Below are 16,436 nucleotides of genomic sequence, written 5' to 3'. Positions count from 1 at the left end.
CATGAAGAACATTCCTTCTATATATATTTTCAGAATGTGAGGAATTGGTTGTGATTAATGAAAAGGTGTTCGAAGGTAAATACGAAATCATAAAACCATTAGGCTCTGGAGGCATGGGCACGGTCTACCTTGCACGAAACGTAAAACTGGACTCGTATTGGGCAATCAAGGCGGTGAACAAGAAAAATAGTGAGAAAGTTGATCTTCTTGCCGAACCTAACATTATGAAAAATTTAAACCACCCGGGAATAGCTAGGGTCTTTGATATTGTTGAAGACGATGACAATATATACATTATTGAAGACTATATAGAAGGGGTTTCTATTGAAGATGAGTTAAAACAAATAAAAAGAATTCAGGAGAAGAATGTAATAAATTGGGCAAAGCAAATAACAGAGTCTTTGATCTATTTGCACAATAGTAAGCCGAATCCAATTATCTACCGGGATATGAAGCCTTCTAATCTGATTTTGAATAAAGAAGGGAAAGTAGTCATTGTCGATTTCGGTATCGCTCGTGAATATAAAAAAGACTCTCAAAGTGACACGACCTACATAGGAACAAGAGGATATGCAGCTCCAGAACAATATGGAACTTCACAAACAGACGCAAGGACAGATATTTATAGCTTGGGTGTAACTTTATATCACTTAGCAACTGGGAAAGGTCCTAACGATCCACCGTATGATTTAAGGCCAATCAGAGAATTAGACCCAAAACTTTCGGTTGGACTGGAATATATAATTGCAAAATGCACAAAGGCTGATCCCAACTCGCGATATCAATCGGCTTTTGATTTACTGCATGATCTCAACAATATCTACAAATTTGATAAAGCGTATAAGCGCAGACATTTAATTCAAAATACCTTGACTGTTTTCTTAATAGTGTTAATTGTTGGATTTTCATATCTAACTTGGGCTGGGTTTAAACAAATTGCTCAGGAGAAACTTGATGAGTATAATTCTATGGTCAATCAAGGAATAGAGCTCATGCACGCAAAGCAATACCCAGATGCGCTCAATGTCTTTGAACAAGCAATTGCTAAAATGCCCACAAGAATTGAGGGCTATAAAGAAACTTCACATACCTACCTGAATAAAGGTGATTATGATGGATGCATAAACTATCTTAATAAGACGGTCTTCCCTAATGTACAAAATGCTACTTATGATGCTGAAATTTACTATATTCTTGGTACTGCGTACTTTGAAAATCATGATTACAAAAATGCCACAGATAATCTTACAAAAGCCGCAGAGCTCAATCTTTCTAGCGTTACCTATCGCAGAGATAGGGCTGTCAGCTTAGCTAGAAGCGGGGAACTAGATGAATCTATGGCTCAGTTAAATGAATTAAAGAACAAGGGGTTAGGGGAGGACGTAACTTGGTATGTAAGTGGGGAATTAGCTCGTGCTCAAAAGAACTTTGCTGAAGCAGAATCGGACTTTACCAAATGTTTAAATATAACTCAAAGTGAAGACTTAAAGAGGAAAGCGTTCATTTCCCTGGCTGAAAATTATAAGGATTCTAAAAGCATTCTTGGTGACTTAGCTGTGCAAAAAGAAATTGCAATATTAGAGCGTGCCAAAAGCGATTTAAAAGATAAAAGCGACATTGCTATTACCGAAATGTTGGGAGCGGCGTATTACGATAACGCTGTAAATACCTCTGGCAACAGAAATGAACTATTTAATAAGGCTTTGACAAATTTCAATCTTCTGTTAACCCAAGGATTTTCCTCTAGGTCTTATATCTATAGAAACGTCGCCATAATCTATCAACAAATAGGAAACTTTACCGAAGCTGAAAAAACACTTTTGCAAATGAGAAAGCTGTTTTCGGAAGAGTATACCTGCTATATGCAATTAGCATTTTTATATGCAGATATTGAGAATCGAAAAGCAAATGAGCTTCGAAATTATCAAAGAACCTATGATAATTATCTTCAGGCTGTTAAGTATGCTCCACAGGGGGAAAACACCCCATCCATACAACCGTTGGCTAATCTTATTAGTGAACTTAAAAGTAAGAACTGGATTACATAAGGAAGTGATTAAGTTATGATGACCATGACCAAAGGCATGCTGATGATTATATTCGGTATAAGTGGGTTAATAATTACTGTGATTTTGGCTATTTTTTTCTTTGTGACCATGCGGAAAAGAGAACTTAAAGCTCAGAAAGAAGCAGCTGATTTTAGTATGATATCTAACAGTTCAAAACCAAGTAGTTTGTTTAGCCAACATTCAGATGTAGTTGCTACTGAAAGTATCTATGGAAATGACAAGGGGACTGACATTTTGCCGGAATCAAGAACTGGGACGGATGTACTGGAATCTAGGAATTTAGCTACCGGAACAGGAACGGATATATTAGCATCTGAAGATAATCAGGGTGTTTTTGGAACTGAGCTTATAGGGCAAACAGGGACAGAGGTGATAGGGAAATAAAAGAATCTCTAATATGGATTTTGTGTGGAAATGAGGGGATCGCGTTGAATACTTCCAAAAAAATAGCTGTCATTATAGCTTTTGTAGTGATTCTTATCGGTGGTGGAGTGGCTTATGCAACAAATAATCCAACATCCCGTGCTGAACGCCAATTAAACCTTGGAAATAAATATTTGCAAGAAGGAAAATACCAGGAAGCTATTTTAGCTTTTCAGAAAGTAATTGAGATTGAACCTAAAAATATCCCTGCAAGGTTGGGTCTGGGCAAGGTGTATGTGGCTAGGAATGAATTAGAAAAGGCAGAAGCAGTATTGAAAGAGGTTGTCAGTATAGACGACAAAAATATCCCAGCGAGGGAGGATTTGTTTAATGTGTACTTAAAAGAAGGCAACTTGGATATGGCTCATGCTATATTAAACGAAATAATTCAAATTGATCCTAACAATAACATGGTAAAACAATATACCTCAGATCTTGCTGCAGCCAAAGCGCTTAGTGAGTCGAAAGCTAATTATGACAAAGGAATTCAGCAAATGAATAATAAACAATACCTTGAGGCAATGCATCTATTCGAGAAGGTGATTGAAGTAGACAAGGAAAGGTTCACGGATGCACAGACTAAGATTAGTGAGTGCAATAAATCATATGTAGATAATGGTATTCAAACCGCTACGGATTTGGTCAGAGCAAATAAATATGAGGACGCTATAAAGATATTAAATGATGTGCTGAAAATGGATACGAACAACCAAGACGTAAAAAAGTTAATTGACCAATATACTCAAGAAATTACCAAGATAAAAGCATCTGCTGCTGCTACAAAGATAGCACAAGATATCCCTACATCTAAAACGGATGACAAGATAACTTCCATAGATCAAGCACGTAAGTTAATTGAATCAAAAGGTTTAGTATGGGCTGAGTTACATTACTACCGTGAAGGGACGTTTAAGAGCGATGAAGAGATTTCTCAGTATGCGACGGCAGTGGACTGTCATCCTCCGATAGCAGGACTACCATATTATGAGTTTTATATTAACGCGCAATGCATCTACGTAATTAAAAAGACCGGAGATATTTATACAATTTCAAAAAGCAAATGGTTTAAACATTAAAATAAGATATACTTGTTGCGACCGAAGAGTTCGAGAAAGCTGAAACAGTATTTAAAAAATACAACCAAGAGAATATCTTAATAAGTGCTATTTCCTAGAAGAATATATATCTAAAGAGCCAATAACAGATAAACTTATTGAAGATTATTGGAATCAGAATGAACTGTATAATTCTCGCGCATTAGATAAAAGTAAATCCTTTGTGAACGATACGTATAGCATACGCACAGGTGACAACATCGTTTTTGAGGGTAGCGGTAGTTACTATGCTGCTGTATTTTATTTAGATGAAAACGGTCAAATAGTTGGAATTAATTATTATCCAGGAACTATTAATATAAATTGATTTTGGACTTTTAGTTTCAACTAACCAGTTACCTGATTACACCGTCTATTTTAATAAATGACGAATTACAAACTTTAAAAGGTAAAGAAGTTAGTAAAGCGAGGCAGAGGAAAATGAAAATTACAAAAAAGATTGTAATAATCGTAATTACTGCACTGGTATTGCTGATCGGTGGTGGAGTGGTCTATGCCACAAACTCGACTGCTGCTCGGGCAGAACGTCAATTAAATCTTGGAAATAAGTATTTGCAAGAAGGTAAATATGAGGAAGCTATCCTGGCGTTTGAAAAGGTAATCCAGATTGAACCTAAAAACATCCCAGCGAGATTGGGGTTGGGTAAAGTTTATGTAGCAACTAATGAGTTCGAAAAAGCGGAAAAGGTTTTGCAAGAAGTATTTGAGATAGAACCCAATCATCTTGAATCACATGAAGATTTGTGTAGAGTCTATTTAATGCAGGGGAAATTAGAGGAAGCAAATGCTATGTTACAAAAAATAATTAAAATAGGCACAAGTGGGGATGTGAAGGAACTAAGTTCAGATTTAGAATCTGCTAATGCAATTAATGCCTCAAAAGCAAGTTATGACCAAGGGGTTAAGCAAATGAATGAAAAGCAATACCTTAAAGCTGTAGATTCATTCCAAAAGGTAATTAGAGAGGATACTGAGAGGTATTCAGATGCTCAGACGAAGATTGGTGACTGCAAGAAGGCGTATGTGGAGAGTAGTTTACAAAGTGCTTCAGATTTAGCTAAAGCGACAAAGTACGATGATGCTATAAAGATCTTAAATGATGTATTAAAAATAGACGCGAATAATCAAGATATAAAGAACCTAATTGTCCAATATACTCAAGCAATTGCTAAGGCAAAGGCCGATTCGGCGAAGCTTCAAGCTGAAAAAGATACAGCAGTCAAAGTTACAAGAAATCAAACTTCTAATGTTATTGATAAAAACACAGTTAAAGTTGGAGATGTAATTGCAGGCTTAACTGTAAAAACAATTGACGATTATGGTTATGGCTCAGTTCAAGCAAGCTTTTCTGGTCAAATAGAATTAGATGGTACTTACGAATATAGTGAAAATTATGGTGATGGTGACGGATACGTCTTCACTGTCAGTGTAGCGGATCAAATGAAACTTCCTTATTTTAAGGGCGATAGGAGCGTTACTTCTTTGCCAATACTTAATGCATCAAAACACCTTACAAATAAAAGTGGTAAAGCAAAGGTCGTGATTGATAATTATCGGGTAAACATTGGTATTCAAATACAAGCAATAGCAGATTTAGTCAAAGCGACTGTCGAATAGGTAAGCGTGGAACAAATAGCGTTACCCACAAAAATCAGCCCTGATTTTGAGGATAAAAAACTTTGTATAATGGTTAGAATCGTCAGATGCCAATGGAAGAACTTAGTATTAATAAGCCAATTTAACTTAAAGTTAAAAACAATTACTTTTAATAAAATTTTGGTAAAAGGTGGGGAAAAGGTGAAATTATCCAAGAAATTCATTATTATTATTGCTACAATTCTAGTTTTAATTATCGGGGGAGGAGCAGTCTATGCAACAAACACTCCAACGGCTATAGCAGAACGGCAACTAAAATTAGGTAATAAGTACCTACAAGAAGGTAAATACCAAGAAGCTATTTTAGCTTTTCAAAAAGTAATTGAGATTGAACCTAAGAATATTCCTGCAAGACTTGGCTTAGGCAAGGCTTATATCGCTGCCAAAGAATATTCTAAGGCAGAAGCTGTGTTGAAAGAAGTTATTAGTTTAGACAAATACAATATACCGGCTCGGCAAGATTTATTTAACTTATATATGAAAGAGAAAAAACTAGATGATGCAAATAGTATTTTGCAGGAAATCACTACAATCGATCCTAAGGCTGATACCAAGCAATTAGACTCGGAATTAGAATCTGCTAAATCGATTAATGCCTCAAAAGCTAGTTATGACCAAGGGGTTAAGCAAATGAATGATAAGCTATATCTTGAAGCGGTAGATTCTTTACAAAAGGTGATTAATGAGGATACTGAGAGGTATTCAGATGCTCAGACGAAGATTGGTGATTGTAAGAAGACATTTGTTGATGTAACTCTGCTGAAAGCAAAGGATGCTGGTTCAAATAAGGATTATCCAATAGCATTGGATTTATTAGATCAGGTTCTTAAGGTTGATCCTAATAATCAGGATGCTTCGAAGTTGAAGGATGATTATTCGAATGCTCAACAAGAGGAGAAGAAAAAGGCTCTTGAGGTAAAGGGGTCGAATGATACTGCTAAAGCACCTTCTAAAGGTTCAATTGTCTATGAAAATAAGACATGTGGTTTCGCTATAGATATACCTAAAATTTGGGAAGGAAAATATACTGTTGAAGAAACATCTTATAAGGGCTATAAAAATGTTGATACTTACCGTGTGACTTTCAGCTATAAAGCGAAAGAAGGAAAAGAAATGATTTTCAATATCTGTACTGTAAGGGGTACAGTTAATGATCTATATGATGAGGTTGATAGACTCTCTGTATTTGCGACTCATAATGACAAATTATATATTTCATATGATAAAAATGGTTATGATTGCATTTATGGAAATGAAAGTGAAATGCAAGAATTTGGTATAATCCGTAAGGATGTGCCGAGGATTTTTGATACTTTTAGATTTATTTAGGGCTTATGGAAATTAGAAATAGTGAGAAATATATAAAAATGTTTTCTTCAGATTTTCCGGTTTTTTTAGATTTTATTCATAACGTAATATGTTCTTTTAGATTGGATTAGTTCGCGGAATCTAACTTTGTGAATTTATCATTTATAAAGGGGGAGAAGGGTGAAAATTTCAAGAAAATTAGTAATCATCATTGTTTCGGTTCTTGTTCTGATCATCGGTGGAGGAGTAGCCTACGCAACAAACACACCGATCGCCAGAGCGGAGAGGCAACTAAATCTCGGTAATAAGTATTTGCAAGAAGGAAAGTACCATGAGGCTATTCTAGCTTTTGATAAAGTACTTAAGATTGATCCTAAAAATATTCCTGCTAGATTGGGATTAGGAGACGCTTATATTGCCACCAAAGATTATAAAAAGGCGGAATCAGTTCTTAAAGAGGTCATTGATTTAGACGAAAACAATGTCCCTGCAAGAGAAGAATTGTTTACGGTGTATATAAAAGAGGGCGATCTAGTCTCAGCGAATAATATTTTAAAGGACATAACCACAATTGACCATGAAAAGGATACTACGAAATTTAATGCTGATTTAGAGTCGGCAAAGGCCATTAGTGCGTCTAAAGCGAGTTATGACCAAGGTGTTCTATATATGAATGAAAAGCGATATTCACCGGCTATGGATTCATTTCAAAAGGTAATTAAAGAAGACACTGAAAGGTATGCAGATGCACAGGTAAAGATCGATCAATGCAAGAAATTGTTTGTAGATGAAACGATAGAAAAGGCAAATAAATCTGCGGATAGTAAAGATTATAAGAAAGCATTAAATTACCTGGATCAGGCCATTAAAGCTGATCAAAATAATCAAGAAGTGTTGAAATTAAAGATCGATTATGCCAATCTTCAAAAGGAAGAAGAGGCTAAAAAGGCACAGGAAAATACGGATGATTACACAGAAAGATTTAAGGCGATCATAGGAAAAGATTTAAAAACCGCTTATAGTATTTTCGGAAATCCGATTAAAGAGGATTATTCAGATAAAACAGGTCGCATGACTACGCAGCCTAATTATGAAAACGGGATGGTTTCTTCCCGGTATCCAGGGTTTGATACCTTTTGTTTAATTTCGAAGGGTGTTCAAACTATTAGTGGAGTCTTTATTCGGAGGAATAAGGATATAAAAGCATTTGGGGTTAAATATGGTATGAACAGTGATGAAGTGAAAAATGTACTTGGCCCACCCCATAAATCCAATATAAATATGGAAGAACCAGATAGAACAATATATTATCTTATAGATCGTTACCAACTAGTAATTTTCTTTGAAAACGAGAGTCGTCAAAAAGTTACCGATATTCACATAATGATAAACTCCCATGATGAATTGTTGAATCAACTAAACAATGGTTAGTTGATAGGGGAGTCTTAAAACTCCCCCCCTGTCATTCCCAAGACCGGTGATATTCTCTGGGAGTAATCCTGGTCATAAAATATCTATGCTAAATTAGGCCCCAGGGGCCCAATTAAGCATAGGCAATCTTTACATGTTTCAGAATACGCATAACAATAACCTGTCAGATTGTCTCCTTCAAACCTTTCGTTAAAAAATCAAGCACCTTGCTTTTATACACTTCATAGGTATCCTTATCCTTGTCAGCGAAGCTGCTCAATTCCCAGACCAGTTGCTTGAAGGTTTTGTCCAGACTCTCGTATAAAAAGGCAATTTGATTGGCGTTGGTCTTGTGCTGCGCGGCAATAAGGTTCTTGTTTATCTTTTGGAGGCCTTCATAAGATGTGCTTTTCTTAAGAGATTCCAATTTTTTCTCCAGATTTACCGCCTTGGTCTCCTGTTCTCCTTGAGACTTACTTAATTGCTCTGCCTTAGTTTTCAGGTGGTTGCGCTCAGTGGTCAACTGGGTTATTTGACTCTCTTGCTCACTCAGGGCTTGCCGGAGTTCTGTTTTTTCCTGCAGAGCCTGGTCTCGCTCCTGAAGGGCTTGGCTCCGCTCTTTAACTGCCTTTTGCAGTTCCCGGGTAGACAAGCCTTCCACATCAATCTCCGCCATGAACTGAGCCCGTTCTTCCTCTGGGACTCCTAAGAGGATATAAGCCTGGGTGAAATTTAAATTCGGCGGCTCTTGGGTTCCGTAGGCATCAAAGATACGCAGCAGCTTTTCAGCGGTTTTCTTGGAATAGCTGCATGACTCCACCAGCCACTTGCCCCATTCCCCATGGGGAAGCAATTCCTTGGCTTCCTTCAAGCGCCGGCCAATCTCTATGGCACTGGCCAGGAGAACTTTTCTGGTCTGGTATTTAATAGTGTTTATTTCTGCCGCAATCACAAGAGGGTTGCGATCCGAGATCAAATCATTCATTCTGGTACCAGTCTGTCCTTTCTGTTATATATTCATAGAATATGTGGACAGATCACCGAGTGTGCCAACTTATAAAAATAGGCTTGTCCGAAAAACGAATGCGCATTCGTTTTTCGGACAAGCCTAACCACTGTTTCGATTTCGCAGCTGTTATACCTGTTGTTAGATGGTATAATAATTCATATAGACGAGTGAGAAGAAGAGGGGGGAGGGTCTTTAAATGGATCAGAAAGTTATGGAGCTTCTTGCAAAAATATATCAAATGCAGACTGAAATGCAAAGTGAATTGAAAGAGCTTAGAACAGATCAAGACACCCTTGCTCAAAATATTGCTAGGGTAATAGCAGTTGTCGAACATGATGTAGCTCAAAAAATTGGGGCGATCTTCGATTTCCGTGAAATACAAATAGATCATATTCAAAAGACTGGACAAGCACTGGAACGCATTGAGGCCAAGGTCGAAGTGTTACAATTAGAAACAGCCAGCCTGAGACGAATTAAATGACTCATGTTCAATTTATCTCCGAGGTTAACGCTATCCTAAAGGTCGCGAGATTAAGTATATGGGAAAAATAATACTATCAGGCCTGTCCAAGAAACGAATGCGCATTCGTTTCTTGGACAGGCCTGATACAAGGAATCTAGTTAATGAGCTTACATTTATCCTTCAGGTTGCTCATACAGATCTTCTGTAGTTGTATCCACTATTTTAATATCTCTTTTGGATACCAGTCCCCCACCTGAAGTGAAGAAAATATCCTTAGAGATGATTTGATCCATGACGGATTCGATTTCTGCAACTGTTATACCTTCCTTTGGTTGGTTTAGACTTATAGTGACCGCTTTGCCTGCGGCATTACTAAAGGTCATTCTTAAGACCTTTTTAGTGGTAATTGCCATTCTCGCCACCCCTTTCCTTCTTTAAATAGTCTCCTGTCATGCTTAGACATGAACATGCCTCCGATCAGCTCTAGCCTTCAATAAGGTCGATGCGATTGTCTCTTCGCACTCCGATTAAAGAGAGATCCTGAAGTCCATAGAGGGCGACAGCGATATCGTAAACATCTTGGTCTGTGGCAGCTGCTCTCACATTAGAGAAACTACGCTGTCTTAAAATGGGTGCACCCTCCGGGGTTTGCCCCGTTTGAACGGTAACGACTATAACACTATCTCTGTTGCTGGCTATAACAGCCATTGTAGTCAACTCCTTTATTAAAATAGTCAGGACAGAAGGTTTGTCCCGTGTGTCTGTCCTACTCTATACTATATTAGCGTTGGCCAAGGCTTGTTACATATTTTAACGAATTTCGGTTTTCGGATTACTTCCAGAGGAGAGGGAAAGCAAAAGAGCAAGTAGCCCATCCCTTTCCCTAGGGAGCTACTTGCTCTTTCTAATCAATAATGTGTGTTTAATCCCCGGAAGCAGGTTCGGTCTCCTTACCCTTGTTTAAACGTGCCGTATAGGGCATAAAGAATTTTATAAACACCCCGGTGAAAAGGGCAGAAAATAAGGTGCCGATACCGATTGGGCCGCTAAATAGGAAAGCAAGTATTACCAGGACTAGGCTTACTATTGCCCGTGAAATTGCAACATTAAGACCCGTTAATTGATTGATAACCAGCATAGAGCGATCCATGGGATTTGGGGCAAAGTCAGCTTGTAAATTTACAGAAACTCCTAAACCTACAATCCCAACCCCAAGTATTAAACAGGAAGCTTGACCGAACAGTGTGAGAGGACTAATTAAATCCCCCAATACAAAAAGCCAAAGGTCTATTCCCATACCGGTAATGAATGAGGTAAGTAAGGCAAAATATTCAAGCTTCCGGCGCTGAGCAGCTGCGTTAAATAATACTAGAGCCAGACCTACAACTATTTCCCAACTGCCAATCGTTAAGCCAAAGGTCTGAAATAATCCTACCAGGAGTGCGTCAAATGGGGAGGTTCCCATTAACGAACGAATTGTTAACGCTATCCCAAAGGTCATGATAATAATACCTGAAACGTAGAAAATAAAACGCTGTCGTGACTGATGCATCTGTTTCCTCCTCAACTCTGCTCCTGGAAGTCTTAACCCCTCTATAAGAGCAATACTATTAAGTATAGTTGAGAAAAATAATATTTCAAGGTTTTATGACTTAAGAGCATCTAAATAACAAGGAAAAGAGCAAGTAGCCCATCCCTTACCCCAGGGAGTTGCTTGCTCTTCTATTCAACAAAGACTTTTATTTAGTACGGAGGACGCAAACAATGGTCATGGTCCCCGATATTTCTTATTAGGCAAACATCGTTGTCGTTATCATCAGTAATCCATTCAAATGTAAAACGGATGGACATATTCAAGCTGCCTTCCCAAAGGCTATCGGTTCCTTGAATACGTTTGATCCTAAAAGAAGGATGCTCTTGAAACTGAAACATCTTGTCTATAAAAAGAGCTTGAATGTTTTTAGGCAACTTCTTAAATGCTCGCTTGAAACGAGGGGTGCTATTAATCCTCATCTTCTTTTCCCAAATCTGTAAGGAACTCTTCCATTGAGTTAAAGTGTTTAAGGTTTCCGGCTTGTATTTCAGCTTGTGCTTCCCGTTCTCCAACTTGCCATTCCTCAGTCCAGAACCATTGCTGGTCGGCTGGAATAAGTTTCTTAGGTTCCAGGATGATTCTTCCATCCTCAACACATAGCTCAAAAACATCACCATCAACTAATCGAAGTTCCCTTTTCACTTCGGCTCCAAGGGTCACTACAGAACGTTTTCCTAGTCGAACTAAGCCGAAGGATTTTCTTTTAGCATGTGTTTGCATATCACACCCTACCTTTCAGTATTGCAGATATTCTGTAAGTATAGTGTACCATTAATTGCTCAAACATACACTACGAACAAAACATTTGAGATTGCTTTTGTGATTAGATTTTTATACCAGTTTAGTAGGGCTTTTTATTATTAGTTAGCCCCAATAGATAATCAATACTGGTTTTGTAGAATTTGGCCAACTGAATGAGGGAAGTACTAGGAATATCCAGGGCCCCGCTTTCGTATCTGGAATAGGTTGCTTGGCTTACCTTAAGTAGGGTTGCAAGCTCTTGTTGGGTTAAAAAGGATTTAGATCATCCGAAGAAGAAAGAATAATAGGCGTGGTTGCGCTAGATAGATTAATTGTACTTAAGTTAGGGAGGAAAAGCCTTGAAATCTGTTCTTTTGGGTATTTTAGCATCATTGTTTTTTGCAGTTACCTTTGTCTTAAACCGGGCCATGGATCTTTCCGGAGGGAGTTGGGTGTGGAGTGCGGTTCTGAGATATCTCTTTATGGTGCCTCCGCTGCTGCTGATCGTTATGGTTCGAGGAAATTTAAAACCTTTGTTATTGGATTTGAGGAAAAGGCCTGGGGTTTGGTTGATCTGGAGTACTGTTGGCTTTGGTCTGTTTTATGCTCCTCTATGTTTTGCTGCCGCCTTTGGGCCTGCCTGGCTTGTGGCCAGTATGTGGCAGATTACCATTGTGGCCGGTTCCTTACTTGCTCCGCTATTTTACTTAGATCTGAAAATAGGCAGCAGCACCCAAAGAGTTCGTTCAAAAATTCCTGTTCGAGGAATGATCATCTCTCTGCTGATTTTAGTGGGGATCGGATTAATTGAATTCCAACAGGCCAGTGAGTTAACCAGCAGGGAAATGATCTTGGGAATTTTACCGGTTATTTTGGCAGCCTTTGCTTATCCCTTAGGTAACCGTAAAATGATGGCTGCCTGCGGGCAAAAGTTTGATACTTACCAGAGAGTCCTGGGAATGACTCTGGCCAGTATGCCCTTTTGGCTTGTTCTAGGGGTTCTAGGAGTTGAAATTGATGGACTTCCCAGTACCAATCAGCTTTTGCAAACAATCATTGTAGCTCTTTCCTCAGGTGTCATTGCCACGGTGTTATTTTTTTCCGCTACTGATATGACTCAAGGGGATCCCCATAAATTGGCTGCTGTAGAAGCCACTCAGTCCGGAGAGGTTATATTTGCCCTGATGGGTGAATTAGTGTTTTTGCAGGGGGTCTTTCCTAACACTGTATCTTTGATGGGAATAACACTTGTTATAATCGGTATGATGCTGCACAGTTTTTTGAGCATTACTCCGACATCCCAAGGTTCTTAAGTTAGAATAGGTGGGTAATATGAAATAAATAATCAGTAGTTATTAGCATCGGTGGAGTGAAAAGAAGTGACTTGATTCCACTAAACTGGTATAATGATTGAACTGTGCCTTTTTAAGCCTAAATTGAATAACGAAACATCTCCCAAATTAAAGGTATGTCGGAAGGAGAGATAAGATTTTAAGATGAGTAGATCATAAGTAGGAACAACTTTTAAGGCTTGTTTCGAGGAGAAGGGGCCTTATTTTTTGTGGTTAAAATCGAATGGTATGACAAATACTAATAAAAAAAGAAAAGGTGATAAAATAGTGGAAGGCCGTGAACAATGGGGAACTAGAGCTGGTTTTATTTTGGCTGCTGTGGGGTCCGCTGTCGGACTAGGAAATATTTGGCGTTTTCCTTATGTAGCTTATGACAATGGTGGAGGAGCATTTTTCATTCCCTACTTATTTGCGCTGTTAACTGCGGGTATCCCGCTGCTGATTATGGAATTTACAATGGGTCACAAATATCGAGGCTCAGCACCCTTATCTTTCGCGCGAATGAATAAGAAAACTGAGTGGATCGGTTGGTGGCAAGTAAGCATAGCTTTCGTGATTTCTACCTATTACGCCGTTATTATTGCTTGGGCCATGGCTTATACATATTTTGCGGTAAGCCTGCAATGGGGGAACGACCCCGGTGGCTTCTTAATGGGTGACTACTTAAAGCGAGTGGATCTTGTTAATGGTGCCTCTGTCGGTTCCGTGGGCTCGGTTGTTCCCGGTGTATTTATTCCGTTAGTACTTGTCTGGGTAATTAGTTTAGCAATTTTGTTTAAGGGTGTTAAACAGGGAATTGAAAAGGCGAACCGGATATTTATCCCCACCCTGCTTATTATGTTTTTAATCATTGTTATTCGCGCCCTGACCTTAGAAGGTGCTTCTATAGGTCTCGAAGCCTTCTTTAAACCGGATTGGGATAAGATTGCTTCTCCGGGAGTTTGGGTTGCCGCCTATGGGCAAATTTTCTTCAGCTTATCTATTGCTTTTGCAATTATGATTACCTATTCCAGTTATTTGCCGAAGCATGCTGACATTAACAATAATGCCTTTATTGCGGCTTTCAGTAATTCCAGCGTCGAGCTTTTAGCCGGCTTTGGTGTTTTTGCTACCTTAGGATTTTTGGCGAAACAAGCCAATCTTCCCATTGAAGATGTAGCAACTGCCGGGATTGGTTTAGCCTTTGTGGTATTTCCCGAGATCTTAAACTCCTTCCCGGGTTTTAATGGTTTGTTCGGAGTGTTATTCTTCGGGTCCTTGGTATTTGCAGGGTTATCATCGTTAATTTCTATTGTAGAGACCTTTGTTGCTGCGATTCAAGACAAATTTGATGTTTCCCGGACAAGAGCTGTTATGGTTGGTGGCGGCTTGTCGGCCTTGATTTCAATTTTGTTTGCAACCCAAGGAGGATTGTTCTTTCTTGATGCTGTAGACTACTTTATTAACACCTTTGGGATTGCCTTAGCAGGTCTTGTCTCGGTTATTACGATCTCTTGGATTGTAAGGAACTTGAAGCCGTTTCAAGAGCACGCTAATCGTACCTCAGACTTACGCACGGGTTTATGGTGGAAAGTCTGCCTAGGTGTAGTCACACCGAGTGTATTAGGCTACATGTTTGTCCTAAATCTCATCGATAACTTGCAAAAAAATTATGAGGATTACCCCACCGCATTTTTAATATATTCCGGTTGGGGAGTGGCCGTGGCAGCAATTATTTTCGGCTTCATCTTGGCCTCACTAAAATGGAAAAAAAGTCTGGAAATACCAGAGGGACCTGAACAATAATTCAATTTTCATCCCCAGACTAAGGAGCTGATAAATATGAGTACTAGCGCTATTGTAATGATGTGCGTCGGAATTATCGTAATTTGGGGCGGACTTGCCGCCAGCATCTGGCATGCAGTAAGAGCTTCCAAGCAAAAATAGCATCTACATTTAGTTGTGTGATAAAGTATATTGGAAAGATATTGATGCCCAGACGGGTATTGGAATTAAATCCATGAAAATTGTACAGAGTATACAATTTTCATGGATTTTTTTTATTCTAAAGCAGGTATTCCATAAAATATGCCGAATATCTAAATCTATTATAAAACACATTTTTATTTAAGGAAGGTGTTATGATCACGATGAAAAAAGGACTTATAAAATGGTTTAGTGGTATGACCATTGGTGCACTGCTGTTAACCACAGCAGGCTGCGGAGGGGGAGCTGCTCCCACTGCAAATTCGGGCTCCCAAGGGGGAGAGGCCGCTAAAATCGGGGTTATCTCTTATCTGACCGGTGGCGGAGCTGCCTATGGCCAAGCCATTAAAGAAGGTTTGGATCTGGCTAAGGAAGAGATTAACGCTCAAGGCAAAGTTAAAGTTGATCTGATTTATGAAGATTCCCGGGGAGACAAGACGGAAGCCATTAATGCTATTAATAAATTAATCAATAAAGATAATGTTGTCGGTATCATTGGACCTACCCTCAGCGGAGAGATGTTTGCCGCAGGCCCGATTGCTGATCAAGCAGGAGTTCCGATTATGGGAACCTCGACCACAGCGGAAGGGATCCCGGCTCTGGGTAATTTCGTCTTCCGGAATGCTTTGCCGGAGTTCTTAGCGGTTCCCCAGGCAGTGGAGAAAGCAATCTCTACTTATAACTTGAAAAAAGTCGCTGTCATGTACTCTAACAATAATGACTGGGCAGTGTCCGGATATAAGACCATTGAGAGCACTCTCAAGAAAAACGGTATCGAAATCGTTGCTACCGAAACCTTTGCCGATAAAGATACGGATTACTCCGCCCAGTTGACGAAGATTGCCTCCTTAAAGCCGGATGCCGTCATGGTATCCAGTCTCTATCAGGAAGCCTCCCTGGTCTTGAAGAAAGCCAGAGAAATCGGGATCACTGTTCCTTTTGTGGGAACGAATGGTTTTAACTCTCCTGAGCTGATCAAAATTGCCGGACCAGCTGCTGATGGTGCCATCGTGGCCAGCCCTTGGTTCCCCGGTAAGCAAGATGAGAAGGTTCAAAAGTTTATTGCTGACTACAAAGCTAAATACAACAACAAGGTGCCTGATCAGTTTGCGGCCCAAGCCTATGATGCCTTATATATCTATGCCAGTGCTTTGGAGCAAGCCGGCTCCACCACAGATCGTCAAAAGCTGCGGGATAGTATTGCAGCCATTAAAGGTTTCCAAGGTGTAACCGGAAAGTTCGCCTTTGATGAAAAACGTGAACCGGTTATGAGTGCTACTGTTTTGATTATTAAGGATGGACAGTTTACGGAACTCAAATAATTATTGGGA

General features: G+C 39.2%; 16 protein-coding genes and 1 pseudogene. 11 read left to right on the top strand and 6 right to left on the bottom strand.

Features of this window, described 5'->3' with window-relative positions; all coding sequences use genetic code 11:
• Positions 1-50 precede the first annotated feature (50 nt).
• The 6 genes from DP73_RS03760 to DP73_RS21935 all read left to right on the top strand — a co-directional run bounded on the left by DP73_RS03760 (position 51) and on the right by DP73_RS21935 (position 8,002).
• The gene (locus DP73_RS03760; RefSeq protein ID WP_034597537.1) at positions 51-2,048 is read left to right on the top strand and encodes a serine/threonine-protein kinase; all 1,998 of its coding nucleotides are present in this window, start codon (positions 51-53) and stop codon (positions 2,046-2,048) included.
• A 15-nt stretch (positions 2,049-2,063) separates the two neighbouring features.
• The gene (locus DP73_RS03755; RefSeq protein WP_034597535.1) at positions 2,064-2,453 is read left to right on the top strand and encodes a hypothetical protein; all 390 of its coding nucleotides are present in this window, start codon (positions 2,064-2,066) and stop codon (positions 2,451-2,453) included.
• 44 nt (positions 2,454-2,497) lie between these two features.
• Positions 2,498-3,568 carry a tetratricopeptide repeat protein gene (locus tag DP73_RS03750; RefSeq protein WP_034597532.1) on the top strand — a complete coding sequence of 357 codons (1,071 nt, stop codon included), beginning with the start codon at positions 2,498-2,500 and terminating at the stop codon, positions 3,566-3,568.
• 459 nt (positions 3,569-4,027) lie between these two features.
• Positions 4,028-5,224, top strand: coding sequence for a tetratricopeptide repeat protein (locus DP73_RS03745; RefSeq protein WP_034597530.1), 1,197 nt, complete (start codon positions 4,028-4,030; stop codon positions 5,222-5,224).
• 6 nt (positions 5,225-5,230) lie between these two features.
• Positions 5,231-6,592, top strand: a complete 1,362-nt coding sequence (locus DP73_RS03740; RefSeq protein WP_128751376.1) for a tetratricopeptide repeat protein — start codon at positions 5,231-5,233, stop codon at positions 6,590-6,592.
• A 159-nt stretch (positions 6,593-6,751) separates the two neighbouring features.
• Entirely contained in the window at positions 6,752-8,002 is a 1,251-nt protein-coding gene (locus tag DP73_RS21935; protein WP_052090371.1) for a tetratricopeptide repeat protein, read from the top strand.
• Positions 8,003-8,165: 163 nt separating this feature from the next.
• Here DP73_RS21935 and DP73_RS03730 read toward each other — a convergent pair whose 3' ends face one another.
• Positions 8,166-8,966 carry a DUF3102 domain-containing protein gene (locus tag DP73_RS03730; protein WP_034597524.1) on the bottom strand — a complete coding sequence of 267 codons (801 nt, stop codon included), beginning with the start codon at positions 8,964-8,966 and terminating at the stop codon, positions 8,166-8,168.
• 220 nt (positions 8,967-9,186) lie between these two features.
• Here DP73_RS03730 and DP73_RS03725 point away from each other — a divergent pair, with 220 nt between their 5' ends.
• The gene (locus DP73_RS03725; RefSeq protein WP_034597521.1) at positions 9,187-9,471 is read left to right on the top strand and encodes a hypothetical protein; all 285 of its coding nucleotides are present in this window, start codon (positions 9,187-9,189) and stop codon (positions 9,469-9,471) included.
• A 155-nt stretch (positions 9,472-9,626) separates the two neighbouring features.
• Here the strand turns inward: DP73_RS03725 and DP73_RS03720 are convergent, their stop codons facing one another.
• The 5 genes and pseudogenes from DP73_RS03720 to DP73_RS22330 form a co-directional block, all read right to left on the bottom strand.
• Positions 9,627-9,866 carry a DUF2922 domain-containing protein gene (locus DP73_RS03720; RefSeq protein WP_034597519.1) on the bottom strand — a complete coding sequence of 80 codons (240 nt, stop codon included), beginning with the start codon at positions 9,864-9,866 and terminating at the stop codon, positions 9,627-9,629.
• 70 nt (positions 9,867-9,936) lie between these two features.
• Entirely contained in the window at positions 9,937-10,161 is a 225-nt protein-coding gene (locus tag DP73_RS03715; protein WP_034597517.1) for a DUF1659 domain-containing protein, read from the bottom strand.
• 214 nt (positions 10,162-10,375) lie between these two features.
• Positions 10,376-11,005 (bottom strand): membrane protein, encoded by a 630-nt coding sequence (locus DP73_RS03710; RefSeq protein ID WP_034597515.1) that lies wholly within the window; start codon positions 11,003-11,005, stop codon positions 10,376-10,378.
• 450 nt (positions 11,006-11,455) lie between these two features.
• On the bottom strand, positions 11,456-11,767 hold the full coding sequence (locus DP73_RS03700; RefSeq protein WP_034597511.1) for an AbrB/MazE/SpoVT family DNA-binding domain-containing protein: 312 nt from the start codon (positions 11,765-11,767) through the stop codon (positions 11,456-11,458).
• A gap of 121 nt (positions 11,768-11,888) precedes the next feature.
• Positions 11,889-12,059 (bottom strand): annotated as a pseudogene (locus DP73_RS22330) (helix-turn-helix transcriptional regulator); the annotation flags it as partial.
• 88 nt (positions 12,060-12,147) lie between these two features.
• Between DP73_RS22330 and DP73_RS03695 the strand changes: the two are divergent.
• The 4 genes from DP73_RS03695 (at position 12,148) to DP73_RS03685 (ending at position 16,427) form a co-directional block, all read left to right on the top strand.
• On the top strand, positions 12,148-13,101 hold the full coding sequence (locus DP73_RS03695; protein ID WP_034597510.1) for a multidrug resistance efflux transporter family protein: 954 nt from the start codon (positions 12,148-12,150) through the stop codon (positions 13,099-13,101).
• Between the two features lie 246 nt (positions 13,102-13,347).
• Positions 13,348-14,925 carry a sodium-dependent transporter gene (locus DP73_RS03690; RefSeq protein WP_242865682.1) on the top strand — a complete coding sequence of 526 codons (1,578 nt, stop codon included), beginning with the start codon at positions 13,348-13,350 and terminating at the stop codon, positions 14,923-14,925.
• A gap of 36 nt (positions 14,926-14,961) precedes the next feature.
• Positions 14,962-15,066: a methionine/alanine import family NSS transporter small subunit gene (locus DP73_RS22325; RefSeq protein ID WP_081962936.1), complete on the top strand. Its 105-nt coding sequence runs from the start codon at positions 14,962-14,964 to the stop codon at positions 15,064-15,066.
• A 194-nt stretch (positions 15,067-15,260) separates the two neighbouring features.
• Entirely contained in the window at positions 15,261-16,427 is a 1,167-nt protein-coding gene (locus DP73_RS03685; protein WP_034597509.1) for an ABC transporter substrate-binding protein, read from the top strand.
• Positions 16,428-16,436: the final 9 nt, after the last annotated feature.

The sequence above is a fragment of the Desulfosporosinus sp. HMP52 genome, from assembly GCF_000765145.1.
Classification (GTDB): Bacteria; Bacillota; Desulfitobacteriia; order Desulfitobacteriales; family Desulfitobacteriaceae; genus Desulfosporosinus.
The sequence above is the reverse complement of the archived record's forward strand: the minus strand, read 5'-3'. Positions and strand labels throughout refer to the sequence as shown.

What these genes read in the sequence shown, in the direction of transcription:
- DP73_RS03755 (WP_034597535.1), top strand. Translation starts at nt 2,064, where the DNA reads ATGATGACCATGACCAAAGGCATGCTGATGATTATATTCGGTATAAGT.
- DP73_RS03745 (WP_034597530.1), top strand. Translation starts at nt 4,028, where the DNA reads ATGAAAATTACAAAAAAGATTGTAATAATCGTAATTACTGCACTGGTA.
- DP73_RS03730 (WP_034597524.1), bottom strand. Translation starts at nt 8,966, where the DNA reads ATGAATGATTTGATCTCGGATCGCAACCCTCTTGTGATTGCGGCAGAA.
- DP73_RS03725 (WP_034597521.1), top strand. Translation starts at nt 9,187, where the DNA reads ATGGATCAGAAAGTTATGGAGCTTCTTGCAAAAATATATCAAATGCAG.
- DP73_RS03720 (WP_034597519.1), bottom strand. Translation starts at nt 9,866, where the DNA reads ATGGCAATTACCACTAAAAAGGTCTTAAGAATGACCTTTAGTAATGCC.
- DP73_RS03715 (WP_034597517.1), bottom strand. Translation starts at nt 10,161, where the DNA reads ATGGCTGTTATAGCCAGCAACAGAGATAGTGTTATAGTCGTTACCGTT.
- DP73_RS03710 (WP_034597515.1), bottom strand. Translation starts at nt 11,005, where the DNA reads ATGCATCAGTCACGACAGCGTTTTATTTTCTACGTTTCAGGTATTATT.
- DP73_RS03700 (WP_034597511.1), bottom strand. Translation starts at nt 11,767, where the DNA reads ATGCAAACACATGCTAAAAGAAAATCCTTCGGCTTAGTTCGACTAGGA.
- DP73_RS22325 (WP_081962936.1), top strand. Translation starts at nt 14,962, where the DNA reads ATGAGTACTAGCGCTATTGTAATGATGTGCGTCGGAATTATCGTAATT.
- DP73_RS03685 (WP_034597509.1), top strand. Translation starts at nt 15,261, where the DNA reads ATGATCACGATGAAAAAAGGACTTATAAAATGGTTTAGTGGTATGACC.